The organism is Candidatus Methylomirabilota bacterium (genome assembly GCA_036002485.1).
GTDB lineage: Bacteria > Methylomirabilota > Methylomirabilia > Rokubacteriales > CSP1-6 > AR37.
On sequence record DASYTI010000147.1, the window covers coordinates 1 to 25,904 of the forward strand.

General features: G+C 66.7%; 27 protein-coding genes. 12 read left to right on the top strand and 15 right to left on the bottom strand.

Going from position 1 to position 25,904, the window contains the following annotated elements; genetic code table 11:
- Positions 1–145: 145 nt before the first annotated feature.
- The 5 genes from VGT00_14410 to VGT00_14430 form a co-directional block, all read right to left on the bottom strand.
- A complete protein-coding gene (locus VGT00_14410) occupies positions 146–397 on the bottom strand; it encodes a hypothetical protein (protein ID HEV8532610.1) in 252 nt (83 codons plus the stop codon).
- Between the two features lie 156 nt (positions 398–553).
- Entirely contained in the window at positions 554–1,132 is a 579-nt protein-coding gene (locus VGT00_14415) for a Uma2 family endonuclease (protein ID HEV8532611.1), read from the bottom strand.
- A gap of 154 nt (positions 1,133–1,286) precedes the next feature.
- Entirely contained in the window at positions 1,287–2,552 is a 1,266-nt protein-coding gene (locus VGT00_14420; GenBank protein HEV8532612.1) for a phenylacetate--CoA ligase, read from the bottom strand.
- Positions 2,553–2,554: 2 nt separating this feature from the next.
- Positions 2,555–4,840: a xanthine dehydrogenase family protein molybdopterin-binding subunit gene (locus tag VGT00_14425; GenBank protein HEV8532613.1), complete on the bottom strand. Its 2,286-nt coding sequence runs from the start codon at positions 4,838–4,840 to the stop codon at positions 2,555–2,557.
- 11 nt (positions 4,841–4,851) lie between these two features.
- Complete coding sequence (locus VGT00_14430) at positions 4,852–5,394, bottom strand: VOC family protein (GenBank protein HEV8532614.1); 543 nt, start codon at positions 5,392–5,394, stop codon at positions 4,852–4,854.
- Between the two features lie 433 nt (positions 5,395–5,827).
- Between VGT00_14430 and VGT00_14435 the strand changes: the two genes are divergently transcribed.
- The 3 genes from VGT00_14435 to VGT00_14445 all read left to right on the top strand — a co-directional run bounded on the left by VGT00_14435 (position 5,828) and on the right by VGT00_14445 (position 8,833).
- Positions 5,828–6,847, top strand: coding sequence for an ABC transporter substrate-binding protein (locus VGT00_14435; protein HEV8532615.1), 1,020 nt, complete (start codon positions 5,828–5,830; stop codon positions 6,845–6,847).
- 86 nt (positions 6,848–6,933) lie between these two features.
- A complete protein-coding gene (locus VGT00_14440; protein ID HEV8532616.1) occupies positions 6,934–8,271 on the top strand; it encodes an SRPBCC family protein in 1,338 nt (445 codons plus the stop codon).
- Between the two features lie 13 nt (positions 8,272–8,284).
- Positions 8,285–8,833 (top strand): aromatic-ring-hydroxylating dioxygenase subunit beta, encoded by a 549-nt coding sequence (locus tag VGT00_14445; GenBank protein HEV8532617.1) that lies wholly within the window; start codon positions 8,285–8,287, stop codon positions 8,831–8,833.
- 198 nt (positions 8,834–9,031) lie between these two features.
- On the opposite strand, the gene VGT00_14450 is transcribed toward VGT00_14445, so the two are convergent.
- Positions 9,032–9,886, bottom strand: coding sequence for an alpha/beta hydrolase (locus VGT00_14450; protein HEV8532618.1), 855 nt, complete (start codon positions 9,884–9,886; stop codon positions 9,032–9,034).
- A 141-nt stretch (positions 9,887–10,027) separates the two neighbouring features.
- On the opposite strand from VGT00_14450, the gene VGT00_14455 reads away from it, so the two are divergent.
- From VGT00_14455 to VGT00_14465, 3 genes are all read left to right on the top strand, one after another.
- A complete protein-coding gene (locus VGT00_14455) occupies positions 10,028–10,939 on the top strand; it encodes a hypothetical protein (GenBank protein HEV8532619.1) in 912 nt (303 codons plus the stop codon).
- 280 nt (positions 10,940–11,219) lie between these two features.
- A complete protein-coding gene (locus VGT00_14460; GenBank protein HEV8532620.1) occupies positions 11,220–12,662 on the top strand; it encodes a HAMP domain-containing sensor histidine kinase in 1,443 nt (480 codons plus the stop codon).
- Positions 12,659–13,177, top strand: a complete 519-nt coding sequence (locus VGT00_14465) for a hypothetical protein (protein ID HEV8532621.1) — start codon at positions 12,659–12,661, stop codon at positions 13,175–13,177. The genes VGT00_14460 and VGT00_14465 overlap by 4 nt, the downstream gene beginning before the upstream one ends.
- 33 nt (positions 13,178–13,210) lie before the next feature.
- On the opposite strand, the gene VGT00_14470 is transcribed toward VGT00_14465, so the two are convergent.
- Positions 13,211–13,843: a twin-arginine translocation pathway signal protein gene (locus tag VGT00_14470; GenBank protein HEV8532622.1), complete on the bottom strand. Its 633-nt coding sequence runs from the start codon at positions 13,841–13,843 to the stop codon at positions 13,211–13,213.
- 140 nt (positions 13,844–13,983) lie between these two features.
- Between VGT00_14470 and VGT00_14475 the strand changes: the two genes are divergently transcribed.
- The 5 genes from VGT00_14475 (at position 13,984) to VGT00_14495 (ending at position 18,773) form a co-directional block, all read left to right on the top strand.
- Positions 13,984–14,640, top strand: a complete 657-nt coding sequence (locus VGT00_14475; GenBank protein ID HEV8532623.1) for an HAD family hydrolase — start codon at positions 13,984–13,986, stop codon at positions 14,638–14,640.
- Between the two features lie 152 nt (positions 14,641–14,792).
- A complete protein-coding gene (locus tag VGT00_14480) occupies positions 14,793–15,737 on the top strand; it encodes a sugar ABC transporter permease (protein HEV8532624.1) in 945 nt (314 codons plus the stop codon).
- A 17-nt stretch (positions 15,738–15,754) separates the two neighbouring features.
- Positions 15,755–16,564 carry a carbohydrate ABC transporter permease gene (locus VGT00_14485; protein ID HEV8532625.1) on the top strand — a complete coding sequence of 270 codons (810 nt, stop codon included), beginning with the start codon at positions 15,755–15,757 and terminating at the stop codon, positions 16,562–16,564.
- Positions 16,565–16,575: 11 nt separating this feature from the next.
- Complete coding sequence (locus VGT00_14490; protein ID HEV8532626.1) at positions 16,576–17,928, top strand: sugar ABC transporter substrate-binding protein; 1,353 nt, start codon at positions 16,576–16,578, stop codon at positions 17,926–17,928.
- A 2-nt stretch (positions 17,929–17,930) separates the two neighbouring features.
- Positions 17,931–18,773, top strand: a complete 843-nt coding sequence (locus tag VGT00_14495) for a TauD/TfdA family dioxygenase (protein HEV8532627.1) — start codon at positions 17,931–17,933, stop codon at positions 18,771–18,773.
- Positions 18,774–18,796: 23 nt separating this feature from the next.
- Here the strand turns inward: VGT00_14495 and VGT00_14500 are convergent, their stop codons facing one another.
- The 3 genes from VGT00_14500 to VGT00_14510 form a co-directional block, all read right to left on the bottom strand.
- The gene (locus VGT00_14500) at positions 18,797–19,525 is read right to left on the bottom strand and encodes a sulfite exporter TauE/SafE family protein (protein ID HEV8532628.1); all 729 of its coding nucleotides are present in this window, start codon (positions 19,523–19,525) and stop codon (positions 18,797–18,799) included.
- A gap of 70 nt (positions 19,526–19,595) precedes the next feature.
- On the bottom strand, positions 19,596–19,796 hold the full coding sequence (locus tag VGT00_14505; protein HEV8532629.1) for a DUF2283 domain-containing protein: 201 nt from the start codon (positions 19,794–19,796) through the stop codon (positions 19,596–19,598).
- The gene (locus tag VGT00_14510; GenBank protein ID HEV8532630.1) at positions 19,778–20,092 is read right to left on the bottom strand and encodes a hypothetical protein; all 315 of its coding nucleotides are present in this window, start codon (positions 20,090–20,092) and stop codon (positions 19,778–19,780) included. Before VGT00_14510 ends, VGT00_14505 begins: the two co-directional genes overlap by 19 nt.
- A 153-nt stretch (positions 20,093–20,245) precedes the next feature.
- Here VGT00_14510 and VGT00_14515 point away from each other — a divergent pair, with 153 nt between their 5' ends.
- Entirely contained in the window at positions 20,246–21,148 is a 903-nt protein-coding gene (locus tag VGT00_14515) for a sulfurtransferase (GenBank protein ID HEV8532631.1), read from the top strand.
- Here the strand turns inward: VGT00_14515 and VGT00_14520 are convergent.
- The 5 genes from VGT00_14520 to VGT00_14540 are packed head-to-tail and all read right to left on the bottom strand — an operon-like array spanning position 21,133 to position 25,653.
- Entirely contained in the window at positions 21,133–21,864 is a 732-nt protein-coding gene (locus tag VGT00_14520; GenBank protein ID HEV8532632.1) for an ABC transporter ATP-binding protein, read from the bottom strand. The genes VGT00_14515 and VGT00_14520 overlap by 16 nt on opposite strands.
- Positions 21,854–22,576, bottom strand: coding sequence for an ABC transporter ATP-binding protein (locus VGT00_14525; GenBank protein HEV8532633.1), 723 nt, complete (start codon positions 22,574–22,576; stop codon positions 21,854–21,856). Before VGT00_14525 ends, VGT00_14520 begins: the two co-directional genes overlap by 11 nt.
- A 4-nt stretch (positions 22,577–22,580) precedes the next feature.
- Positions 22,581–23,516, bottom strand: a complete 936-nt coding sequence (locus VGT00_14530) for a branched-chain amino acid ABC transporter permease (GenBank protein HEV8532634.1) — start codon at positions 23,514–23,516, stop codon at positions 22,581–22,583.
- Positions 23,517–24,389, bottom strand: a complete 873-nt coding sequence (locus VGT00_14535; GenBank protein ID HEV8532635.1) for a branched-chain amino acid ABC transporter permease — start codon at positions 24,387–24,389, stop codon at positions 23,517–23,519.
- A 10-nt stretch (positions 24,390–24,399) separates the two neighbouring features.
- The gene (locus VGT00_14540) at positions 24,400–25,653 is read right to left on the bottom strand and encodes an amino acid ABC transporter substrate-binding protein (protein HEV8532636.1); all 1,254 of its coding nucleotides are present in this window, start codon (positions 25,651–25,653) and stop codon (positions 24,400–24,402) included.
- Positions 25,654–25,904: the final 251 nt, after the last annotated feature.

Here is a 25,904-nt window from a genome sequence, read left to right on the forward strand (position 1 = left end):
TCGATGATTGGGTCGCCTACATCGTCACTCGCACGAAGTCGAACAAGTTGATCCTGGCCGACCACACCTCGGAGCGGAAGGTCAAAGGCATCCTGGCGCGCATCCCCGGCATGTCCAAGAGGGAAGTGGAAAAGCTAGCTAGAGGCTAGCGGCGATCCACAACGCGAAGAGGAGGGCCCAGAGGACGATGGCTAAAGAAGAGGGGGCTCGCCGAGCTTAGCTGGGAGGATAGCAGCGCGGGATTGAAGCCGATGGCGGGCTCGATCTGCAGCAGCCGCAAGGTCCCCCCGCGCTTGGGCTCCTGGGCGTGGGCGAGACGCGACGCGCGCGGCCCCTGGACGGCGACGCCGGCGACACCGGTAGCGGCGGTGGCGATGAACGCGCGACGACTGACCATGACGAGCCTCCCTGGGGACGATACGAACGCGACGAATCTAAACCCTAACAGACGAGACTGCAATCCCGAGCGCGTCAGAGCGCGCGCGAGTGCAGACGAAGAATGCGGTGTCTCTCGCCTTGCCCTTGATCGCCAGAGAGAACCAGGGCGCTGCCGTTATGGCAGCAAATCGGCGACGGGGATGCGGGCGCGTGGGGCAGCCAGAGGCGACACAGCGTCGGCCGCACCGAGGCGGCGCAGCGTGCTGAAACGCCACCCGTACGGAGCGTCCTCGAAGGGGATGGGGTCACGACGGACCTCGAGCATGCGGTCCGCGAGGTTCACGATCCAGTAGTCGGGAATCCTGGCGCGGGCGTAGAGGCTGCCCTTGTGCTCGCGGTCGAAGGCAAGGCGGGTCTCGGCCACCTCGACGAGGAGGACGGGCCGGGTGGGATGGCTGGTCAGATAGTCGCGCGGGCTGCCCGCGCAGACCGCCACGTCGGGCTCGGGCTCGGACTCGTCGTCAAGGGCCACCGGCAGCTGGACCCGCACTTCCCACCCAGATCCGAACGCCGCCCGCAGAGCGTCTTCGGCCAATCGAATGGCGACCGCGTGCGGGCTCCCCTGCGGCTCCCGCACGACCAGTTGACCGCCGACGAGCTCGATACGGTCGCCGGGCTGGAACACGGCCAGGTCGATGAGCCGCTCGTATTCCGCGCGCGCCCAGCGCTTGGTGGGAATCGGCGTCGCATCCATATCGTGCAGGCTAAGCCCGCTCGCCCCTGTCCGTCAACGTCTGCCCACGCATACGCTCCCTGCCCTGCGCGGCACGCAGGGATGACTGCCACCCCTCGCCCTGCTCTCTCCCCCGATGGGGAGAGGGATGTGAACGGCGGCGCACTCATTCAAATTAGCGGCGGTCCACGACGCGCACGGATTTGCCGGGAGGGCGGGGCAGCTCGCCCTCCTTGAGCACGGTGAGCTCCGGGCTCAAGTTGAGAAACTGTTTGAGGTCGCTGCGCAGCCGCGGCAGCGCGGTCTCCACGAAGCCCTCCCGGGCCTCGATGAGGAGGGCCAGCCTGTCGCTACCGCCGGGCGCCCGGTCGAGGACGATCTGGTACTCGTGGCCGACGCCGGGCTGCTTGAGAATCAGCGATTCGACTTGCTGCGGGTAGAAGTTGACCCCGCGGAAGATCACCATGTCGTCGGTCCGCCCGCGGAGCCGGTCCAGGCGCAGGTGGGTGCGGCCACAGGGACAGCGCTCCCGGCTCCGCACCCGCGTGAGGTCGCGGGTGCGGTAGCGGATCAGCGGCAACCCCTCGCGGGTGAGCGTGCTCACCACCAGCTCGCCCTCCTCGCCATCGGGGCGCGGGCCGCCCGTCTCCGGATCCACCACCTCGCAGAAGTAGTGATCCTCCCAGACGTGGATGCCCTCGCGGGCCTGGCAGTCGATGCCGAGCCCCGGCCCGCCCGTCTCGGTCATGCCCACGATGTCGAAGGTGGCCACGCGAAGCTCGCGCTCGATGAGCCGCCGCAGATCGTCGGACCACATCTCCGCGCCCAGGATGGCCACGCGGAGCTTGAGCGAGTCGAGGTCGAACTGCTCCTCGCGCGCCACTTCCAGGATGCGCAGCGGATATGTGGAGATGCCCGTGAGCACGGTGGCGCCCAGGTCGCGCATCACCTGGAGCTGGTGCGACGTCCGGCCCGCCCCGGCCGGGATGACCGTGGCCCCGATCCGGTCGGCGCCGTAGTGAAACCCGAACCCGCCGGTGAAGAGGCCGAAGGAGGCGGTGATCTGGATGACGTCGCGCGCGCCCACTCCCGCCACCGCGTAGCAGCGGGCCATCACGCTCGCCCACTGGTCGATGTCGGCCCGCGTGTACGGATTGACCACGGGATTCCCCGTGGTGCCCGAGGACATGTGGATGCGCACGACGTCTTCGGGCGGGACGCAGGCCAGGCCGAATGGATAGGCGTCGCGCAGCTCGTTCTTGGTGAGGAAGGGCAGGCGGGACCAGTCGGCGGCCGTGCGAATGTCGCCCCGCTCGGCGCCGCCCAGGCGCCGCCGCCAGGCCGGATTGTCCAGGACGTGATGCAAGGTCTTGCGCAGGCCCTCGAGCGCCTGCCCCTCCAGCTCTTCCCGCGGCAGAGACTCCGCCCGCGGCTCCCACATCGTCATGATGCCGGGCGGGAGGCAAGCGCGCGGAATACTCGCTCGGGCGTCATGGGCAGCTCGGTGAGCCGGACACCGACGGCGTCCTTCACCGCGTTGGCCACCGCGGCGGCCACCGGGATCACCCCCGCCTCGCCGAGCCCCTTGGCACCGAAGGGCCCGGCCTCGTCCACCGTCTCGATGAGCTCCACGACGATCTCGGGCATGTCGGAGGCCGGGAGGAGCGCGTACTCCATGAACTGCGGATTGACCACCCGTCCCTCCTGGATCAGCAGCTCCTCGGACAAGGCGTAGCCTAGCCCCATGTGGATGCCCCCGTGGATCTGCCCCTCGGCAGCCGGCGGGTTGAGGGCCCGGCCCACGTCATGGGCGGAGGCGACCTTGAGCACCTGCACCTGGCCCGTCGCCTCGCTCACCTCCACCAGCGCCGCCTGGGCCGCGAAGCCGTACGCGGCCGAGACATTGCCGCGCAGGTCCTTGGACAGCATCTCGGTCGGGGGATCGTAGAAGGCCTCGGTGACCAGGGTGCGGCCGCCCGCGCGGAAATGCCCGGCCCGAACGACGCGGTCGTACTCCATGCTGCGCTCAGAATGCCCCTTGACCTGCACGCGGCCGTCAGCGAGCTCGAGATCTTCCTGACGCTCGTCCATCACGGAGGCGGCCAGGGCCAGGAGCTTTTCCTTCAGCTCACGCGCGGCCAGAAGGGCGGCGTTGCCGGCAATGAACGTGGTACGGCTGGCGTGAACGCCCACGTCCCATGGCTTGACGGCGGTGTCGCTGTTGATGACCTCCACGCGCCCCAGCGGCACGCCAAGCTCCTCGGCGACGATCATGGCCAGCACCGTCTCCGATCCCTGCCCGATCTCGCTGGCCCCGGTGATGAGCGAGACTTTGCCGAAATCGTCCAGCTTGAGGATGGCCCCGCAGCCGTCGGAGCGGTAGACGCGCGCGCCGCCGGCCACGTGGAACATGGCGGCAAAGCCCACGCCACGCTTCCAGCCGGGGCGGGATGGGCGGGCCACCGGCTTGCGCATCTCGCGCTCGACGGCGTCCAGGCACTCGGTCATGCCGCAGGAGGTGATGACGCTGCCCTGCGGGTTCACCTCGCCTGCCCGCGTCGCGTTGCGGCGGCGGATCTCCACTTTGTCCAGGCCCAGGCGCTCGGCCAGGTCGTCCATCTGGGCCTCGATGGCGAACGTGCTCTCGAGATTGCCGTAGCCCCGCATGGAGCCGGAGTAGGGGTTGTTGGTGTAGACGATGGTGGTGTCGAAGCGCACGGCGGGAACGCGGTAGAGCCCGGCCGTCGTGGCCAGCATCACGTAGGGCGTGGTCGAACCCCAGGAGACGTAGGCGCCATTGTCGATCACCACGCGGGCATCGCGGGCGAGCAGCCGGCCGTCCCGATCCGCGGCGGTCCGCAGGTGGATCACGCACGGCTCGCGGGTCGGGCTCGCGATGAACTCCTCGATGCGCTCGAAGCCGATCTTCACGGGCCGGCCGGCCCGGCGGGCCAGGAGCGCCGCGATGATGTCGATGGGGTAGAGGTCGAGCCCGCGGCCGAAATTGCCGCCCACCGGCGGCTGGATCACGCGCACGCGGTCGCCCGTGATGCCCAGTGCCTCGGCGAGGTCGCGCTGGTAGAGGAAGGGCACCTGCGTCGTGCTCCACATGGTGAGGCTGTTGTCTGGACTCCAGGACGCGATAGCCACCATGGTGCCCAGGCAGGCGGTGGTGACGTAGTTGAGCCGGTAGCTCCCCTCCACCACGACGGCGGCCTGGGCGAAGGCCGCCTCCACGTCACCGTGGGCGAACTGGTACTTGAGGTTGACCAGATTGCTGCCGAGCCCGTCGTGGATCAGGGGGGCGCCCGGACGGAGCGCCGAGTCGGGATCGAAGACGGCGGGCAGCTCCTCGTAGTCCACGCGGATGAGCCGGACGGCCTCCTGCGCGATCTCCTCGGTGAGGGCGGCCACGGCGGCGATCTCGTCCCGAATGCAGCGCACCTTGCCGCCGTCCGCCGCGCCGCCCTTGAGGGCCAGGTGATCCCTGGCGAAGCCGACGGGATGCTGCTCCACGCGGTCGGCGGTGATGACGGCGAGCACACCGGGCAGCGCTTCGGCGGCGCTCGTGTCGATGCGGAGCACGCGCGCGTGGGGATACTGGGTCCTGAGAATGGCCCCGTGGGCCAGACGCGGCAACGTGACATCGTGGAGGAACTGCGTGTGCCCCGTGACCTTCTCGGCGCCGTCGCGCTTCGGGGTGCTCTTGCCGATGATGCTGAAGCTCACCGCCGTGCGCGTTACCCGCCCATCCTCGCCACCTGGCTCTTCCGCCACTCGGCGCGAGACACGAAGCCGGGGCGATTCCGGCAAAGAGCCTCGGTCTCCTTGAAGATAGTCTCCACCGGCTTCTCGATGTCGAAGGGCTCGGCCACGGGCTGCGGCGTGTGCCACGGGGTGTCGACGAAGAGCTCGATCCGGTTGCCCTCCGGATCGGGGAAGTAGATCGACCAGGCGTTGCCGTGGGTGACCACGCGGAACTGCTTGACACCTTCGTCGCGCGCCCGCGCATGCATGATCTTGAGGTCTTCGAGCGTGGCCAGCTTGTACGACATCTGGTTCACGACGTTGAACTCGACGCCGGGCGGCCGGCCCGCGGCCAGCACCAGCTGATGGTGCTCGTCGGGATCGCGGGACAGGAAGACCAGATCGGATCCGCCCGGGAGCTTCCCGCGATCGCTCACGAGAAGCCCGAGCACTCGCGTGTAGAAGTCTTCCATCCGGGCGAGGTCGGTGACGTAGAGCCCGAAATGGCTGAAGGAGACGGTGGGTAACGTGGTCATGATCACTCCTTTCTCATCCCTCACCTCTCAAGACATGAGGACGAGGGGAAATCCCTCTTCTCATCCCTCTCCCCAGGATACGAGGGTGAAGGAGAGATCCCTCTTCTCATCCCTCTCCCCCAAGATACGAAGGTGAGGGGGAAATCCCTCTTTCCATCCCTCTCCCCCAAGATACGAAGGTGAGGGAGAAATCTCTCTTCTCATCCCTCTCCCCCAAGATACGAAGGTGAGGGGGAAATCCCTCTTTCCATCCCTCTCCCCCACGATACGAAGGTGAGGGAGAAATCCCTCTTTCCATCCCTCTCCCCCAGTGGGGGAGAGGGTAGGGTGAGGGGGAAATCTCGACGGCGCTCTTGCGTACGTCGCGGATCATATCACGGTGATGACAAGACCGAAATCGACGCCCGCTTCAAGAGTTGCGCAGGATCGACGGATGGCGGAAGATCGCCGCTGTGCTCAGCCAGCACACGGCATGATGATCGTACGCGCTGTGCTAGCAGCCGCGCTCGCCCTCGGCCTCCTCGCCGCGCCGCTCGCCGCCTCAGCCCAGCAACCGCCCGGGAAGACCGCCCGGATCGGGTTTTTGGGCGACGTGCCCCCGTTCCTCGACGAAGCATTCCGGCAAGGGCTGCGCGAGCTTGGCTACGTCGAAGGTCAGAACATCGCGATCGAGTATCGGTCTTCCGAGTGGAAGTTTGAGCGGCTACCGGGGCTCGCCGCCGAGCTCGTGCGTCTGAAGGTGGACGTCATCGTCGCCGCGAACACGCGCGCTACCGAAGCAGCCAAGCAGGCGACCAGCACAATCCCTATCGTCTTCACCGTCTCAGGTGACCCTGTTGCCGAGGGCTTGGTTGCCAGCCTTGCCCGGCCCGGCGGCAACCTCACCGGGCTAGCCACCATTAGCCCGGAGCTGGTGGGAAAGCAGCTGGAGATGCTCAAAGCGGTCGCCCCTAAGGTCTCCCGAGTGGCTGTGCTCCAGAACCCGACCCAACCGAGCCACTCTCGCGCGGTGCGCCAGGCCGAGGACGCGGCCCGGGTCCTTCGCGTGCAGCTTCAAGTCCTGAAAGCGCGCACCCCTTCCGAGATCGAGGCGGCATTCGCGGCGATGCGCAGCCAGCGCGCGGACGGCGTCCTCGTCCTGCGGGACGCGGAGTTCCGTGCGCAGCGCGCCCAGATCGTGGCCCTCGCCGCCAAGCACCGGCTCCCGGGGATGTACGGACTCCGGGAGGAGGCGGAGGCGGGCGGCCTCATGGCCTATGGAGCGAGCGTTCCCCAGTTGTTCCGGCGCGCCGCCACCTACGTGGACAGGATTCTCAAGGGCGCCAAGCCCGCGGACCTTCCCGTGGAGCAGCCCACCAAGTTCGAGCTGGTCATCAACCTCAAGACCGCCAAGGCCCTCGGGCTGACGATCCCGCCATCGCTGCTGCAGCAGGCGGACCAAGTCATCCAATAGGGGACGAAACCCGGCATTCCGGAAGAGCACCGCCCCTTGGACGAGCCCGTAGGCGAGCCTATAATCACGCCCAGGGGGATTGCCGTATGGGTGCCACGCAGAAGTATTCCATCATCGACCCCGCCACGGGCAAGATCGACCGCGGCATCTTCAGTGACCAGGCCGTCTACGACCAGGAGATGGAGAAGATCTTCGGGCGCGCCTGGCTGATGATCGGCCACGAGAGCCTGGTGCCGAAGGTCAACGACTTCTTCCACACGTACATGGGTGAAGACCCCGTCATCCTGACGCGCGACGGCCAGGGCCGGCTGCACGCGCTCCTGAACATGTGCCGGCACCGCGGCAACCGTGTGGTCCGCTGCGACGACGGCAATGCCACGCGCTTCATGTGCACCTATCACGGCTGGACGTATGGCAGCGACGGCAAGCTGGAGCACGTGGCCGGGATGTCCGAGGCCTACTACGACGCGCTTGACAAGCCGTCGCTGGGCCTCGTCCAGGCCCGGGTCGACACGTATGCGGGGATCGTGTTCGCCACGTGGGCCGAGGATGCCCCGAGCCTCGAGGCCTTCCTGGGAGACGCGCGCTGGTACCTGGACACCGTCTTCAACCGGCGCGACGGCGGGATGCAGGCGCTCGGCCCGATGAAGTGGCTCGAGCCGGTCAACTGGAAGACCATGGTGGACAATTGCTCCGACAACTACCACGTGCCCACCACTCATCTGTCGAGCGCGAGGGTCCAGACCCGCTACCTCGGACGCCCACCGCTCTCCCACAAGGATCAGTTCGAGAGCCCGAACAAGCACGTCTTCGTCAACGGCCACTCGCTGACGTTCCGGGAGGCGCCCGACAATACGCCACGCTACGTGCACGGCATCTCGAAGGATACCTTCCCTCTCTTTCAGGCGTACCACGAGGCCACCCTTCCCGAGGTGGAGCGCCGGCTGGGCGCGTTCCGCGCACGCCACGTCCAGCTCGGCAACCACAGCATCTTTCCGAACGGCGTGCTGGGATTCCGGCTCGCCCTCCCGCGCGGTCCCTTGCAGACCGAGTTCTGGCACTTCGTGCTGCTCGAGAAGGACGCCCCCGAAGCGCTCAAGCACGCGATCCGGATCGGGAGTCAGGCCAACAACGGCGCGGCGGGGCTCTTCGAGCAGGATGACGTCGACAACTGGCGCCAGGTGACGGCGGCGAGCAAGAGCCGCCTCGGCCGCCGGATATCCCAGGATCTGTCGATGGGCCTTGGCCACGCGGGCGCGCATCCCGAGTACCCGGGCGTGGTCTCCGAGCGTTACATCTCCGAGAACAACCAGCGGCTCTTCTACCAGCGCTGGGAGGAGTTCATGAATGCCGAGAGCTGGGCGGACATCCCGATCGCGCCGATCACCGCGCGCTTCGAAGGCACGGCCACCCTCCACGGGTAGCGCGAAGCGCCGCGTGGGGAAGCACGCGAGCGCCAAGGTCACTACGGTGACCGTGACACCCCGCCAGGCCTTGTGGCTGGAGCTGATGGCCTTCTACACCCACGAGGCCTGGCTGCTGGACGAGCGGAAGTTCAAGGAATGGCTGGACCTGTTCACGGACGACGTGCTGTATTTCATGCCCCGCCGGAAGAACGTGCTGCGTCGCGAGGCGCACCGCGAAGTAACACCGCTGGGAGACCTCTCCCTGATCGAGGACGACCGGCGCTACCTGGAGATGCGGGTGGCGCGCCTGGAAACCGGCATGGCGTGGGGAGAGGATCCTCCCTCACGCACGCGCCATCTGATCGGAAACCTGGTGGCGGAGCCGCTGTCTAAAGGCGAGGTGAAGGCCAAGACCGCCTTCCTCGTGTACCGCTCGCACCTGGAGACGGATCACCAGCTCCTGGCCGGGAGCCGCGAGGACGTGCTGCGCCGGGTGAACGGCGCCTGGAAGATCGCCAAGCGCACCGTCCTGCTAGACGCCAACGTCCTCCTGGACAAAAACCTCAGCATCTTCCTTTAGCCCCCGTCATCGAACCGCCCCCTCACCCTACCCTCTCCCCCGATGGGGGAGAGGGATGAATTTGGGCTTGCCTCGCTGCGTTCTTCTTTCTGATCCCTCTCCCCCCAGTGGGGGAGAGGGCCGCAGTTCGAGCTGAAGGGCGAAGCCCTGAGGCGAGGGCTGGGTAGATCAGGGGGAGCTCGTCCTCGCGCATGCTGCTCAGTAGCCCTTCAGAAACGCGAGGACGTGGGCAGTGTACTCCTCGGGCTTCTCGAACGGGGGCCAGTGGCCGCAGTTGTTCAAGAGCACCACGCGCGAGTTGGTGACGTGGTTGAGAATGGCGATGCTCACCTCGAAGGCGACCATGCGGTCATAGCGTCCGTGAATCAAGAGCACGGGCGCCTGGATCCCGGCCAGCTCCGGCGTGTAGTCGTGCGGCACGCTCACTGACTGCCGCCGCGCCTCGTCGAATGCCGGCGACCAGGTGTGGGCCCGGTGGATATAGTCCACCAGCTCGTCGGTGACCAGCGCCTCGTCGTCGATGTGCACGCGCAGGTACCGGCGGATGTTCTCGCGCGTGGGATCGGCGAGGGCCTCGCGCGTGGCCCGATTGCCCTCCGAGGGCCGGTTCGCCATCAGGTAGCGGTCCCCGCCGGTGCCGATGTGCGATCCGCCCATCACGAACCTGTTGACCCGATCCGGGTACGTGATGGCCGCCACCATGGAGGATTGCCCGCCCTGCGAGTTGCCGACGAAGTGCGCCCGCAGGATGCCTAGCGCGTCCAGGAGAGCGACGGCGGTCCGCGCCTGCACAGCATGGACGCCCTCCTTGTAGACAATCGGCCCGGTCTTGCTGAAGTTGGGCAGATCCATGAGGATGCACCGGAAGTGCCGCGAGAGAACGCCCATGGTCTTGTGGAAGGTGATCCACGCCGTCGTGCCCGGGCCATAAGAGTGCAGGAAGAGCACCGGCTCGCCGGCGCCGATGTCGTGGTAGTGCACCGTCATGCCGCCGGCCTGAACGGTCTTGCTCGTCTCTGACTCCGTGAGTCCACTCGATGTGATGAACGCCATCTATCTCTCCTTGTCAGGCAAGGCAAAGCCGCGCGCAGGAGGCACGAATACTGCTCTGGTGCGCGTACGCCTGTCAAGGCAGCAACCAGGTTGCGCTACGGAACCCCCGCGGGCTGACACAGGGTGTATACACTGTTCCGCGTGAGCCCTGCGATCGCGCCTGCCCGATGCCGGTACCGATCCATCTTCACCTCGGCGACCCGGCGAGAGAGGAGCGCCAACTTCGAGGCGTACTGGGCCTACTCGGTGGGCCGCGACGGAGACATCCTCCAGGACGAGAAGGATCTCGTGAAGAAGCGGGAGATCCTGGCCGGTTTCCAGGCACATCCCGTGCGGTCGCGCCGCCCCCTGGCCGACCCCGCGCGCTTCTATCGCAACCACGTGATCATGCAGGACGATCCCCGGACCCTCGACCGGGAGACGCTGCTCCTGACCTTCCTCTACAAGTTCGCCCGCCACGAATACGTCGGCATCTCCGCGGCCTGGGACACGATGGAACGGATGACCGAGTCGTCTTCGATGATCGAGAAGATCAGCACGTATCACCTCTGCGAGGAGTTCAGTCACATGCGCCTCTTCCAGGAGATCTTCCGGACGTTTCACCTCGATCAGGTGGAATGGGTCCCCCTCGGGAAATGGATGAGCCGCATGTACCGCGTCTTCCCCCTGCTCCCGGAGGCGATGCTGGCCCCGCCCGCCTTCGTGAGCGAGCTGATGGGCTTGACCGTGTACCAGCATCTCGACGGCGTCCTGGACGACATCCTCGCCGACGAGCCGGAGGCCCGCGAGCGCGTCCGCGCCCTCCTGCGGGAAGTCATGACCGACGAGCTGGCCCACGTTGGCCAGCGCCGCAACTTCCTCGGCCCCCTCGGGCTGCGCGCGGCTCACCTCATGGTGGAGTCGATGTATCGGGCCTTCTTCCGCGACATTCCGGAGACGACACTGCTCTTCGACGTCGAACGGATGATGCGGGACGGGAAGGCGTTCGACTACAGCACTATCGTGCCCGAGATGCTCGAGACGAGCTGGGTGCCCTCGTACTGCAGGGCGTAGTCGCCCAGGTAATGGGCGCGGAGGGTGACGGCCGGCTACATTCCAATTTCCGGCAGCGGCTGACGCTCCTGGGGACTTCTCTGCGCTGGACGCCTGCCAAACCATTGAATTGCCACGCGCGGTTCCTGGCTCAGCGCTTGCTCGCGAGTAGTAGAGCGCTTCCCTCCCGAGGCCGGGAGGAGATGCCTCGATCGGAGCCTTGACGCAGGATGGGGCCGCCTGTCGCTTTGCATCACGAAGACCGATCAGGTCTGGCACCCGGGAGATCGCGAGGACCGGCATGCGGTTGGCGTCCAAAATGTTCACCGCGTCGACGCTGGTTATCCTGGCGCTGGTCGGCGTCGCGGCCTGGAGTCTCCTCGCCGTGGATCACCTGGTCCGGGCGCATCGTGACATCACCGGCCAGTCTCTCCCGGCCCTTCAGCTCGAAGTGTCCCTTCAGGAGGCCGTCCCTCGGCTGCTTCGCCTCGAAGCTCGCTATCTGGTGTTGCGCGATCGGGCCTACGGGGATCTCCTGAAAGAGCGCGCGGAGCGCGCCGCGGCGGACCTCGAGCGATTGGACGTCCTTCTCAGGTCGACCGCGGAACAGAAGAGCTACCGTGAGGCGGTCGTGGCCCTCGCCACCTACCAGCAGCACGTGAACAGAGAGCGCGCTCTGCTCGGCCGGGGCGAGACGGCGCGGGCTCTGCGCCTATCAGAAGGGCCGGCGCGATCAGCCGCCGAGCGATTGGATCGCGCGTTGACGGAGCTCACCGAGGCAACCTCGGCCGAAGTCTCCCGGGCGCAGGCCGTGGTCCGAGCGCTGGAGCGCCGCACCTGGACCACCGTGCTCGTCACCTTGAGTGTCAGCCTCGTCGCGGCGATCGGCGCGACGGGCGTGGTCGCCTTCCGCCTGACGCGATCGATTCGTCAGCTGTCCGCGGCGACGAGGCAAGTGGCGGACGGCAGCTTCCAAGAGCTACCGGTCGAGAGGGGAGACGAGATCGGGGAGCTCACGTCCGCCTTCAATCGCATGGCCGAGCAGCTGCGAGAAGTCGAAACGCTCAAAGAGCAGTTCTTCTCGCAGATCTCACACGAGATCCGGAACCCGCTCACGGCGATCCGGGCCGCCACCCAGCTTCTCATGAAGCGAGGGCAGCAAACCCTCGACGCCAAGGAGCGCCAGTGGCTCGCGTCGATCGATGACAGCGTCGATCGTCTCCTCAGCCTGGTCACTCGGGTCCTGGACCTCAATCGGCTCCGGGCGGGCGTGTTCCCCCTGGAGCGGCACCCCGTCGCGCTGGACAAGGTCGTGGCTCGGGCGCTCGACGTGCTCAGTGCCCAGGCGGAGCAGCAGGGCCTGCTCCTGGAGGAGACCTCGACGGGTGTCAACTTCGTGATCATGGCCGACGAGGAAGGGCTGACCCAGGTGGTTCTCAACCTGGTCGGCAACGCGATCAAGTTCACCCCGCCCGGAGGTTCCGTCCAGATCGCGATGACCGACGCCCCGACGCATCTCGCGCTGGCCGTGCGGGACAGCGGACCCGGGATCCCGGCCGCGGACCTTCCCAAGATCTTCGAGCCGTATCAGCAGGCGCACCGCGGCCGAAACGGCTCCGGGCTCGGTCTGGCCATCGTCAAGGAGCTGGTCGAAGCCCACGAGGGCTCGATCGTGGTCGACAGCGATGAGGGGAAAGGAACCTGCTTCACCGTCCGCCTTCCGAAAGCTGCGTCTCCCTCATGAGATGCCTTGTCCTCGTCCTGACGCTGGGAGCTCTTTGCGCAGGATGCGCTGCGGTCGACTGGTTCCGCGCCAAGCCCGAGGGGCGATCGGAGTCCGCTCAGCTGCTGGCTCGCGCGGACGAGCTGGTCCGACAGGGGCAACCCGGCCCGGCACGCGATCTCTACGCGCAGGTCGCCGCCATGCCGGTCCGGGACGCCGTGCACGCACGCGCGCTCTACAATCTCGCGCGGCTGTACGTAGATCCCTCGAGCAGACTCCGTGACTACCGGGCGGCCAAGCTTGCCTTTGAACGGCTGCTCACCGAGCATCCGAAGAGCGAGTGGGAATCGGATGCCCGGGCGTGGCAGACCGCGCTCGCCGAGCTCGTGGCCCGCGAGGCGGAGCTCGCGGCACGGCAGGCCGAGCTGGCAATGCGCGAGGCAGAGACCCTCCGGCTGAAGAACGAGGCGGCGAAACTCGGGGCTGATCTCCAGCGTTTGAAGCGAATCGAGCTGAACTTCGAGCGCAGACGCTAGCGAAGCCTGAGTCGCATTGTCCGCTGTCGCTCTTCATGGGTTGGCCTTGATGATCTTCCAGCCCTGCACGCCGACCCCCGTCATGATCGCCGTGTCCCCAATGACGAACGCATAGGCGTCGGCTCGGGCTCCCGTGCGGGTGGCCATCGTCCCCGCGGTCGGGTTCATTGTTCCCGCTTGAGTGTCCATGGTCCCGTCCGGTATCGCGGTTCTGCCGGCGGGCAGGATGACCACTCCCTTGTCCTTGCCGACCTCCCAGCCACCGCTCTGGTTCAGGCGGCTCAGCGCGGAGTCGGTGACCAGGAAGAGCGCGTATCCGAATGGCAAGACGCCGGCTTGCGCCCCGTAGATGACCGAGCTGGTAACGTAGTGGGCGACTATCCTGCCGCCCACCAGCAATGCGCCGTAGCCGGACTGAAGGCCGAGGACGTAATTGTCCCTGGCGATTTCCGGGAAGACGAGGATGCCCTTTGCCGTGCCGGCCAAGTCCCTGGCCGCGGGAGTCGTGTCGTACAGGTGCCTGAGCGTGACTTCTACTTGACGATCGAGGCTTTGCGGATCGGCTCCGGCGGCCGACCGCGGGCCCGTCAGGAGCGCGGCCAGGATAGCCAGAGCGAGCGCGCCTCGAGCGCAGGTGTGTCTCACGGTGCGGGTGAGGGTTGTCACGCCGGCGATCCTGTCAGATCGACGGGCCTGGGTCAAACGGCTGGACACGCTTCATGGGAAGAGCTCAGCGCGCGACCCTATCGGCGCTGAAGAGGTCCCGCGGCCGTCACGATTCCGTCGTGAGGAGCGATAATGCGGTCATGCCGATCAAGGCCATCACATTTGACGCGTACGGCACCCTGCTGCGGAACGAAAATCTGATGCTGATTCCTCAGCGGATCGTGGAAGACCACAAGCTGTCGGTCAGCGCCCACGATGTCTGGCGTCGGTGGATGGCTCTTTACTTCGAGGCAACGCAACAGCCCCCATTTCGCACGCTCCGGGTCATTCAGGAAACGATCTTGTCGCGCGTGCTGCAATCCTTCGATGTCCGGGCCATGGCCGGCCCGTACGTCGATCTTTTCTTCCAGCTCACCACGCAGGCCGAGCCCTATCCCGAAGCGCTGAGCGTCTTGAACGCCCTCGGCGGGATCCCGTCCGCCATTGTCTCCAATGCCGACCATGAACACATCGCCGCCTGGAACTTCGCATGGCCGGTTCAGTTCGTCGTCATCTCTGAGAACGTGAGAGCCTACAAGCCGCATCCGCTGATGTTCCGGAAGGCCGTGGAGCAACTGGGTGTTCAGCCTCATGAAGTCCTGCACGTCGGCGATAGCGACGTGGACGATGTCCAGGGCGCCAAGACCGCCGGTCTGCCCGTCGCGTGGGTCAATCGTGATGGTCGCGCGCGCCGCCCTGATGTACCCGAGCCTGATTTTGAAATCGCTGATCTTAGCGAGATGCTGAAGCTTCTTTAGTGTGATACGTGCACATCCCCTGTGGCTTGTAGGGCCACATTCGATGTGCGTTAATAGGTGCCCGACGTTCACCGGTGAGGAGGCGTACCACATTGATCCCACGCCACCGTCCGTCCCATCGCGCCGTCGCCGACGGCTGAGCCCCTCGACCCGTGGAGCGGATCGAGGCGACCCGGGACCGCGCGCTGCCCTGGCCGGCGGCGCGCCGCGCGCGTCGGTCGTGGACCCGCACGCGCCGGCTCGTGTTCGTCGGCTTTGTCGCGCCGGCAGTGGTCGTGCTCGTGCTCGTCACCGTGCTGCCCCTCCTCTACCTCGTGGTGACCAGCTTCACGCCACTCGACCTGACCAACCCGGCTTCTAAGCGCTGGGCCGGGCTGACCAACTACCGCCAGCTTGCCGCCGACGGCCGGTTCTGGAACTCGGTGTGGGTGCAGACGCAGCTCTCGTTCTGGACCGTGTCGCTGCAGATGATCATCGGCTTCGCCATCGCGCTCCTGCTGAACGGGCACCTGCGCTTCCTCGAGCTGGTGCGTGCCGCCTTCATCGTCCCCATGGTGCTGCCGCCCGTGGTGGTCGCGCTCATCTGGAAGATTCTCTTCACGCCGGACATCAGCATCCTCGACTGGGCGCTGGGCCTGCTCGGCCTGCCCCAGCCAGCCTGGCTGGCCGACCCGAAGCTGGCCCTGTGGGCGGTGATCGTGGCCGACGTCTGGGAGTGGTTCCCCTTCGTGATGCTCATGCTGCTCGCGGCGCTCCAGATGCTGCCGAGCGACCCGCTGGAGGCCGCGCGCCTCGATGGCGCCTCGCCCTGGCAGGTCTTCCGTTACATCACCGTGCCCCTCCTCAAGCCCACCCTCGTCGTGGCCATGCTGTTCCGTCTCATCGACAGCGTCAAGGCTTTCCCCCACATCTTCATCATGACGGGCGGCGGGCCGGGAACGACCACCGAGGTCACGAACTTCTACGCCTACCTGCAGGGCTTCTCCTACACCTACGTCGGCTACTCGAGCGCGATCATCGTGGTCATGCTGCTGGCTACCTTCGTAATGAGCCTCGGCGTGCTGCGGGTGGCCGGGCGGGAGCACGACGTTGAATAGCCCACGGAGGTATGACCTTGAATAGCCGCGCGTGGACGGCCTCCGGCACCGTGCTCCTCATGCTCGTCGTGCTGGGCCCCGTGCTCTTCATCGTGCAGATGTCCGTGCGCTCGGGCCTCGAAGCCTTTCGCATGCCGCCCACCCTTGTCTTCAGCCCCACCCTGCAGAACTACATCGATCTCCTCGAGGGCAAGTTCGTCCGCTCTCTCATGAACAGCACGGTGACCGCCACCTCCACCACGGTCCTCGCGCTGCTCCTGGGGGTGCCCGCGGCCTACGCCTTCTCGCGGGCGCGCGTTCGCGCGCAGGGGCTCGTCTCCCTGTGGACCCTGACCACGCGGATGGCGCCCCCCATCGCCTTCGGCATCCCGTTCTTCCTCCTCTACAAGGACCTGGGCCTGATCGACACGCGGATAGGGCTCGTCGTCATCTACCTCACGTTCAACCTCTCTCTGGTGATCTGGATGATGCGGGCGTTCTTCGATGGCGTCCCCCGCTCCCTGGAGGAGGCCGCGTACATCGACGGCGCTGGCATCTCCGCGGCCTTCCTCAGGATCGTCCTGCCCCTGTCGGCCCCGGGCCTCGCCACCACCGCGATCTTCACGTTCCTCTTCGCGTGGAACGACTTCTTCTACTCGCTACTCCTCACGCGCAGCGAGGCGGTGACCGCGCCGGTGGCCATCGTGAACTTCATGAACTACGAGAGCTGGGAGTGGGGTAAGGTGGCGGCGGCCGCCACCATGATCATGCTGCCCGTGGTCGCGCTCTCGGTCGTGGTGCGCAAGTACCTCGTTCGCGGCCTCACGGCGGGCGCCGTGAAAGGCTAGGAGGCTTAGCTATGGAGCGCATTGGTCGTCGCCGGTTCCTCCGATCCACCGCCGTGGCCACCGGGCTCGCCGTGTCGGGCGTCCGGCCCTCGCGCCCTCTCGCCCAGGCCGGCAAGCCCCACGCGGGCACCCGGCTCAAGGTCGCGCAGGTCTCGCACGCGTACGCGGAAGCGTTGCTGGCGCGGCTTCCCGCCTTCGAGCAGCAGACGGGCATCAAGGTGGAGATCGACCAGATGTCGTTCCCCGTCCTGAACCAGCGCGCAGATCTCGAGCTGGCCAGCGGCTCCGGGGCCTACGACGTCATGCAGATGATCTTCATCCGCTCGGGCCGCTGGATCGCCGCGGGGTGGGCCGAGCCGCTCAACCCCTTCATCGACGACGCCAAGCTCACCGACAAGGGGGCCCTCGACGTGGCCGACTTCGTGGCGGGAGCAATGGCGCCGTTCAAGCGCGGGGACACCCTCTACGCGCTGCCCTGGCTCTCCGACAGCACGGTGGTGGGCTTCCGCGCGGATATCTTCGAGAAGGCGGGCTACGCGAAGTTCCCGGAGACCTTCGAGGCGCTCCAGGAAGCGGCCGCCAAGATCCACACGCGCCAGACGGCCGGCTTCGTCACCGAGGACAACCTGCACTGGATCTTCCCGAACTGGCTCCTGTCCTACGGCGGGGGCTTCTTCGCCAATCCGCCGAGCGATCTCACGCCCACCTTCGACACGCCGGAGGCGCTGCGCGCGGCCGAGCTGTTCACCACGATGCTCAGCAAGTACTCGCCGCCCGGCGGCATCAAGCTCGATCCCTCGGTGGCCCAGGCGATCATGCAGCAGGGCAAGGCCGCCTGTTACCTGGACGGGATGGGCAACACCCAGCACATCATCGACACCAAGAAGACCACCCTGGCCGACCGGATGGCCTTCACCCATACGCCCCGCGGGCCCAAGGGGCACTTTCCCCAGCTGGCCGTGCATGGTTACTTCATCAACAAGGCCTCGAAGAACAAGCAGGCCGCCTGGGAGTTCATCAAGTGGGCCACGGGCAAGGACCAGATGCTGTGGAGCGCGCTCAACAAGGGCCACCTGGCGTGTACGCGCACCTCCGTGCTCGCCCACGCGGACGTGCGCCAGAAGTTCACGTGGCACGGCTCGGATCTGGCCGCCCTGCACCTGGCCGTGATGAAGCGCGCCGGGGAGGGCTACATGGCCTATCGCACGGTGCCCCAGTTCCCGCCCGTGGGCGACCGGGTGATCATCGCCATGACCTCGATCGCCTCGGGTCAGGCCAGCGTGGCCGACGGGATGAAATCGCTTCAGAAGGACGCCGAAGGGATCCTGGAGAAGGCCGGCGTCAAGATCAACCGGAGGAGCTAGCCATGAGCGAGCGCATGACCATCCGACCCGTCTCCGCCGCCGTGGGCGCGGAGATCCTCGATGTCGACCTGGCGGGCTCGCTGACGGAGTCCGCCATCGGCGAGATCCGGCGCGCCCTGTTTCAGCACGGCGTGGTGTTCTTCCGGGACCAGAAGCTGACGCCGGAGCAGCACGTGGCCTTCGCAGAGCGCTTCGGCGAGATCAACGTCAACCGGTTCTTCAAGGCGGTGGACGGCTATCCCATGATCGCCGAGGTGCGCAAGGAGCCCGAGCAGACGGGAAACATCGGCGGCAGCTGGCACACCGACCACAGCTACGACCAGGCCCCGGCCATGGGCTCGATCCTGTATGCCCGCGAGGTGCCGGAGACGGGCGGGGACACACTGTTCGCGAGCATGTACGCGGCCTATGACGCGCTCTCCGGCGGGCTCAAGCAGACGCTGGAGAGCTTGCAGGCCCTTCATTCGAGCCGCCACGTCTTCGGCGTCGAGGCGTACGCGGGGCGCGGGGATCTGAAGGGACGCTATCTGAATCCCGAGGCAGCCGAGCAGGATGCTGTGCATCCCGTGGTCGTCCGCCATCCCGGCTCGGGGCGCAAGGCCCTCTACGTGAATGCCGCCTTCACCGTCCGCATCGCGGGGTGGACCGACGAGGAGTCCCAGCCGCTCTTGCGGTACCTCTACCAGCACGCGGCGCGGCCGGAGTTCAGCTACCGCTTCCAGTGGCGCGAGGGATCGATCGCGTTCTGGGACAACCGCTGCACGTGGCACTATGCGCTCAACGATTACCACGGCCAGCGTCGCCTCATGCACCGGATCACCGTGGAGGGGGTGCCGCTGAGCTGAGGACGGCCTGCCCGCGCCCCTGATCAGAGGTTCCGCGCGACGAGCCAGAGGCCGAGCAGGCAAAGGAAGCCGAGCAGCACGCGGTTGAAGGTCTGCTGCTGGAGACGGTCCTGCACCTTGAGCCCGAGGGCGAAGGCGCCGAGGGCGACCACCGTGAGGGCCAGCGAGTACCCCAGCAGGGCCGGCGACAGCAGCCCGTAGTAGACGACCGCGCCGAGCTGGATGATCTTGTAGACGAAGAAGGTGAAGGCCACCGACGAGATGAAGTCGCGCTTGGTCAGGCCGAGCGCATGGAAATACATCGCCAGCCATGTCCCCGGCACGTTGGTGATCCCGCCCACGAGTCCCGCCAGCAGTCCCACCACGGGGGACAGCCACCGCTCCCCGCGCGGCGACACGCGCGGGGTCACGCCGACGCTGTTGAGGGCGGCGAAGGCCAGCATGAACACGCCCAGGACGAGCGCCGCCGTACGCGAGGAGACCGCCACCAGCAGACGCGTGCCGACCACCATCCCGATCGCGCCGAACATCAGCAGGACGGCGAAGCGCCGGACGGTGGCCACGGGCGCGCCGTTCCGGATGAACTGCAGCCCGTCCATGACGATGTTCGGCACGATCAGGATGACGACCGCCACCTTGACGTCCAGGACGATGGTCAGGAGGGGAGTGGCGAGAACCGGAAAGCCGAACCCGATGGAGCCTTTGACGAACGCCGCCGCGATCACGGCCGCCGCCGCGAGGACCGCCGTCACCCCCAGAGCATAACTTGAGCTTGGTGTGCTGAGCTTCAAAAAGCTGCGGCATGTCGCGAAGGATTGCAGCTTAGAGCGCGACTTCGATTGGCTTTGCCCCGATGCCACTTACCTTCAGTACCGAGAAGCCGAGCACATTGCCTTCCGCGTCCACCTTTTCCATAACTTGATCGTTGGCAGTTTCCCGGAAATAGCCCGGCCGCTGATCGAAGAGCACCTCGAGATAGTCGCCCTTGGCGTCGTACCAAACCTTCACTCTGTCTCTGGCCATAGCCTCCACCCCCGCTTCACGCTGTCCGTCAGATAGGCGGTCAGGACGAACGCATCGCCGTGGGTGATCTTGACCACCACACACAGGTACTTTGCCCCCACGGCAGTCTCCCGATAGAACCGATAATACAGCCGGGCTTTCGTATCGAACAGAGATTCCAGGACCCGGCCCGAATTTCGAAGCGTCTCTTCGATCGCCCCCTCACTTCCGGTCATCTCCGGATGTTCGAGAATGTGCTCGAGCCGCTCGTCAGTAAGTCGTACTTCCAGGCCCTGATAATCGCGCAGAAGAATCATGGCCAGCGAGATGCTAGATCCTGAAGTCCGAACCCGTCAATGTGTCAGGAGAGATACAGCGCAGAGAGATCCAGGTTGCCAGCTTGTCAGGCCCAAGAGGATCGAGGACCGGCGAGCGAGCTATGGCATGATGGCGCCCGGAGGACCCATCCCATGATCGCAAGCGCGCGCATCGCGAATCCGCAGTACCTCGTGGAGACCGACTGGCTGGCCGCGCACCTGGCCGACCCGGAGCTTCGTGTCTTCGATTGCACGACCTATCTCGATCCAGACCCGGTCACCGTCTTCTCGGTGCGGAGCGGCCGGCCGGAGTGGGAGAAGGGGCACATCCCGGGCGCGGGCTATCTGGACCTGCAAGGCGAGCTGTCGGATGCGGCCAGCCCGTTCCGCTTCACCATGCCCCCCGCGGAGCAATTCGCCGCGGCCATGTCGCGCCATGGTGTAGCCGAGGGCTCCCGCGTGGTGCTGTACAGCGCGGGCAGCGTCATATGGGCGGCGCGGATCTGGTGGATGCTCCGCGCTTTCGGCTTCGACAACGCCGCCGTCCTGAACGGAGGCTTCGACAAGTGGAAGGCCGAGGGCCGCCCGCTGTCCACCGAGCCGCCGCGGCCGGCGCCCGCGCGCTTCGTCGCGCGCCCGCGTCCCGAGATGATCGCCACCAAGGCCCAGGTGGCCGCGGCCATCGCTGACCCGCACGTGTGCATCGTCAACGCCCTCACCGCCAAGCAGCACACGGGCGAGGGCGGCGTCCACTACGGCCGCCCCGGACGTATCGCGGGCAGCGTCAACGTCCCCGCGCATCGTCTGGTCGACGGCGAGAGCAAGGTCTTCCTGCCTGCGGGCGACCTCGCCGCGATGTTCGCGGAGACGGGCGCGGACCGGGCCGAGAAGGTCATCACCTACTGCGGCGGCGGGATCGCGGCGAGCGCGGATGCCTTCGTCTTGGCATTGCTCGGCCACGACAATGTCGCGCTCTACGACGGGTCGCTGTCGGAGTGGGTCAAGGACCCGGCGGCCCCGATGGAGACGGGGCCGCCCGCTCAGACGCCCAGATAATACTTCTTCACCAGCTCGTTCTCCCGCAGCTCTTGCGTGCTGCGGCCCTCGAACTCGATCTTGCCGTGGACGATGATGTAGCCGCGGTCGGCGATCTTGGTCGCCTGGTTGAAGTTCTGCTCGGCCATGAGCACGGTGAGCTGGCGCTGCTCCTTCAGCTCCTTGATCTTTCCGATCACGCGATTCACGAGGATGGGGGCCAGTCCCACGGACGGCTCGTCCACGAGGAGGATCCGCGGTGAGGACATGAGGGCGCGGGCCACCGCGAGCATCTGCTGCTCGCCCCCGCTCATGCTGCCCGCGCGCTGCGTCCGCCGCGCGAAGAGCAGCGGGAACGTCTCGAAGGAGAAGGCCAGGTTGGCCGCGATGTCGCCGCGGGCCGCCGACCGGTAGGCGCCGAGCAGGAGGTTCTCCTCGACGGTCAGCTTCGGGAAGAGCCGGCGCCCCTCCGGCACCAGGGCGATGCCCAGGCCCACGATCTCTTCGGTGGACTTCCGGGTCAGGTCGATGCGCGTGCCGTCGGTCTCCAGGAAGATCTCGCCCGCCTCGGGCGTCACCATGCCCATGATGCACTTGATGAGCGTGCTCTTGCCGTTGCCGTTGGTGCCGAGGAGGGCGACGGTCTCCCCCTCTCGCACCTCGATGGACACGCCGTGGAGCACGCGCACGGCGCCGTAGCCGGCCTCCACGTCGCGGACGACGATCCTACTCGCCAAGGTAGGCCTTCTCCACGGCCGGGTTCCTGACGATCTCCTCCGGCGTCCCCTCGGCGATCCGTTCCCCGGCGTCGAACACCACGATGCGCTCGGAGAAGCGCATCACCGCCCGCATGATGTGCTCGATCATGATGATCGTGATGCCCTGCTCGTTCAGCCGGAAGAGGATGGTCAGGATGTCGTCCACCTCGTTGCTGGAGAGCCCGGCCATGGCCTCGTCGGAGATGAGCAGCTTCGGCCGCGCGGCCATGGCCCGGGCCAGCTCGAGCTTGCGCATCTCGATCTGCGTGAGCCCGGCCGGTTTGAGGTGCGCCTTCGCCTCCAGCCCGATGCTGCGCAAGATCTCCCCGGCGTCGGCACTGCCCTGAGCGCCCGCGCGTCCGGCCCCCGCGTACTCCAGGGGGATGCCCAGGTTCTCCAGCACGGTCATGCTGGTGAAGGGCTTGGGGATCTGGAAGCTGCGCACGATGCCGAGCCGGGTTCGCTGGTGAGCGGGCAGCGCGGTGATCTCGCGTCCGTCGAAGTGGATGGTGCCGCTGTCGACGGGCAGCGCCCCGGAGACGCAGTTGATGAGGGTCGTCTTGCCGGAGCCGTTCGGCCCGATGAGGCCGAAGCGCTCGCCGGCCTTGACGGACAGGCTCACGCGGTTCAGCGCGGTGAAGCCGCCGAAGCGCTTGACGAGCCCCTGCACCTCGAGCAGCGCCCCCGCCATCGCGTCAGCGGCCTCGCAGGCGCCGCACCAGGCCCAGGATCCCCTCGGGGGCCAGGACGACGAAGGCGACGAGCACGACCCCCACGATGAACAGATTCATCTCGGAGGAAATCGTCACCGTGGCGAGCTGCTGGGCCGTCCCCAGCAGGACGGCGCCGATCACCGGGCCGACCCAGCTCGTGGTGCCGCCGATCATCGGCATGGCCAGCGCGTTCACGGCGTAGTCGAGGGCGAAGGCGGAGTTGGGCTCGATGAAGGTGACGTAGTAGGGAAACGGCGCCCCGGCCACGCCGAGGAGGAAGCCGCTCACGGTGGTGGCGAAGAGCTTGAGCCGCAGCGTGGGCACCCCCATGCACTCGGCCGCCTCCTCGTTGTCCCGCAGGGCGGCGAGCCCGCGGCCGATCCAGGATCGCTCGATGAAGCGCGCCACGATCACCGCGACCACGGCGAGTCCGACCATCACCGTGAAGAGGAAGACGACGTAGTTGCCGAAGGGCGGCCCGCTCGGGCGGATGACGCTGAGGCCCCGCGAGCCACCCACGTACTCCCAGTTGGTGATCACCGTCTGCAGCACGACGGACAGGGCCAGGGTGGCGATCGAGAAGAAGACGCCTCGGAGGCGTAGCGTGAGATAGCCGATGCCGAGCCCGAGCAAGGCGGCCACGAGCCCGCCCGCGAGGATCTGCACGGGCAGCGGCGCGCGGATCGAGAGGATGAGGAAGACCGACGTGTACGCCCCCATGGCGAAGAATGCCGGCGTCCCGAAGTTCACGTAGCCGCCGTAGCCGCCGAGGATGTTCCACGCCGTCGCGATGACGACGTACTGGAGGATGACGTACCCGGCGAAGTAGAGGTACGGGTTCACGCGGAGTGAGGCCACGCCGATGCCGGCCGCCATGACGGCCGCCCCCACCACGAGCGTCCAGCCAAAGCGCGCCATCTATCGTCCGAAGAGCCCCGCCGGTCGCACGGCGAGCACGAGGAGCAGGATCCCGAACGACACCGCGGGCGCCCATGAGGGCCCGAAGAACGTGGACATCAGGCTCTCGGCAACGCCGAGGATGACGCCGGCCACGAGGGTGCCGCCGATGCTTCCCATGCCCCCGAGGACGGTGATGGCGAACATCCGGCCGATGTAGTCACGGTCGCTCGACGGCACCACGGGCGTGATGGTGATGAGCAGCGCGCCCGCGAGGCTCGCGGCGGCGATGCCGATGCCGAAGGCGATGGTCTTGATTTGCACGGGGTTCGCGCCCATGAGGCGGAGCGCCGCCTGATCCTGCGACACCGCCATGATCGCGCGTCCATAAAACGTCCGGCCCAGGAAGAGGTAGAGGGCGGCGGTCATGGCGACGCCGACGACGCACGGGATGAGGTAGCGGAAGGCGATCCCCACGCCGCCGAACACGATCGACTTGCCGATGTACGCGGCCTGCACCAGCCGGTAATCGACTCCGAACTTCAGGCTCAGGCTGACTTCCAGGATGAAGAGAATCCCGAAGAAGAAGACGAGACCGCGCAGCGATTCTTCACCGCGGCGCTCGAAGCTCCCGTAGTAGACACGATAGACGGCGGCGCCGAGCAGGTAGAACACCGGCGTGAAGAGGATCCCCGCGAGGATCGGGTCGAGGCCGAACGCCTCGTTCATCACGTACGTGATGTACGCGCCGAGGACGAGGAAGGCGGGCTGAGCGATGTTGGCGATGTCGAGGAGGCCGAAGATGAGCCCGATGCCCAGGCTCACGGCGGCATAGAAGCCCCCCAGCAGCAGTCCGGCGACTACCGCGTTCGCCAGCAGGTCCCAGGAGAACAAGGGACGCGGGCTATTTCAGCGCGGCGGCGTACGGATAGACGATCTTCCCGGACGTGAGCTCGTCGGGATAGAGGACGGGCTTCTTGCCCGGCCCCCGGAATTGCTCCACGTCGTTGCCCTGAACCTTCTGGTACTGGACCATGAGCGTCCGTCCCTTGGCCCACTCGCCGTTCTTGCCGAACTTGATCTTCCCCACGATCGTGCTGAACTCCGTGGCGCGGATGTAGTCGGCGATCTTCTGCTGGTCGAGGCCCTTGGTCGCCTCCACCGCCTGTCCCAGGACCTGCATGGCGGCGTAGGCGTAGGGCGGCAGGTAATACCCGAGGGTGTCGACGCCCTCCTTGGCCGCGCGCGGCTGGTACTCCTTGAAGAAATCCTGGATGCCCGGGAACATCATGGTCGGCTCCGGAACCCAGTAGTCGTAGTTCACGATGCCGTTCAGCATCGGGCCCATGCTCGTCATGACGGTGGTGAACTGCAGGCCCACCATGCCGCCGCCCATGATCTTCGGCTGCAGACCGACTTCATGCGACGCGCGGAGCATGCCCACCGAGTCCGGCGGATACGACGCGATGAAGACGATGTCGGGATTCGTCGCCTTGATCGCGCGGACGATCGGCGTGTAGTCCACCGTGCTCGGCGGATACGTCTTGTCGTAGACCGTCTTGAACCCGAGCCGCTTGACGAGCTCGCGCGCGCCGACCATGGCGGTCTGCGGGTATTCGGCGTCGGCGCCGACCAGGGCCACCGTCTGCGGTCGGGGCGTCTGCTTGGCCGCCAGCTCGAAGAACCCGGTGGCCGTGCTGGTGGCCGGATCGGGACCCGTGGGCGAGATCTGGAAATAGTTCGGGTACTTGTACTTCTCGTTGTTCGCGAGGCCGAAGATGCCGATGACGGTCAGCTTGCGCTCCATGGCCATCGGCATGAGCGGCGCGATCAGGTTCGTCCCGTAGCCGGACACCACGAGATCGGCCTTGTCGACGTCGAGCAGCTTCGAGTAGATCCCGGGCACGGTGGCCGGGTTGGTCTGGTCGTCGTAGAAGATCAGCTCCACGGGCCGGCCGAGGAGGCCGCCCTTCTTGTTGACGTTGTCCTTCCAGATCTGCATGGCGAGCAGCGCCGGCTTGCCGTTGGCGGAGAGCCCGCCCGTCAGGGCCATGCCGAAGCCGATCTTGATTGGATTGGCCGCCTGGCCCACGACCGACCCCGCGCCGGCGAGCGCGAATATCGCGACGACGGTCCCGATCACGACCCAGTGACGCATCGGCTGTCTCCAAGGCTGATTCATTACCTCCTCGCTTTCTGCGCCCTCCCGCAGGCGCGCGCCGCTCATGCAGCGAGCCAGAGACTGCGCCACCGGCCTCGGTCTTGTCAAGACCAGCGCGACGGGCGCGGGCCGGCTGGCCGTCACGCCGCGCCTGTGATATGCATGGGCGGCAACGGCATCGCGCCATGGTGACGCCGGCGGAAGGAGCGCGAAAGGCATGATCGAGGGACTCCGCGATTTTCTGACCC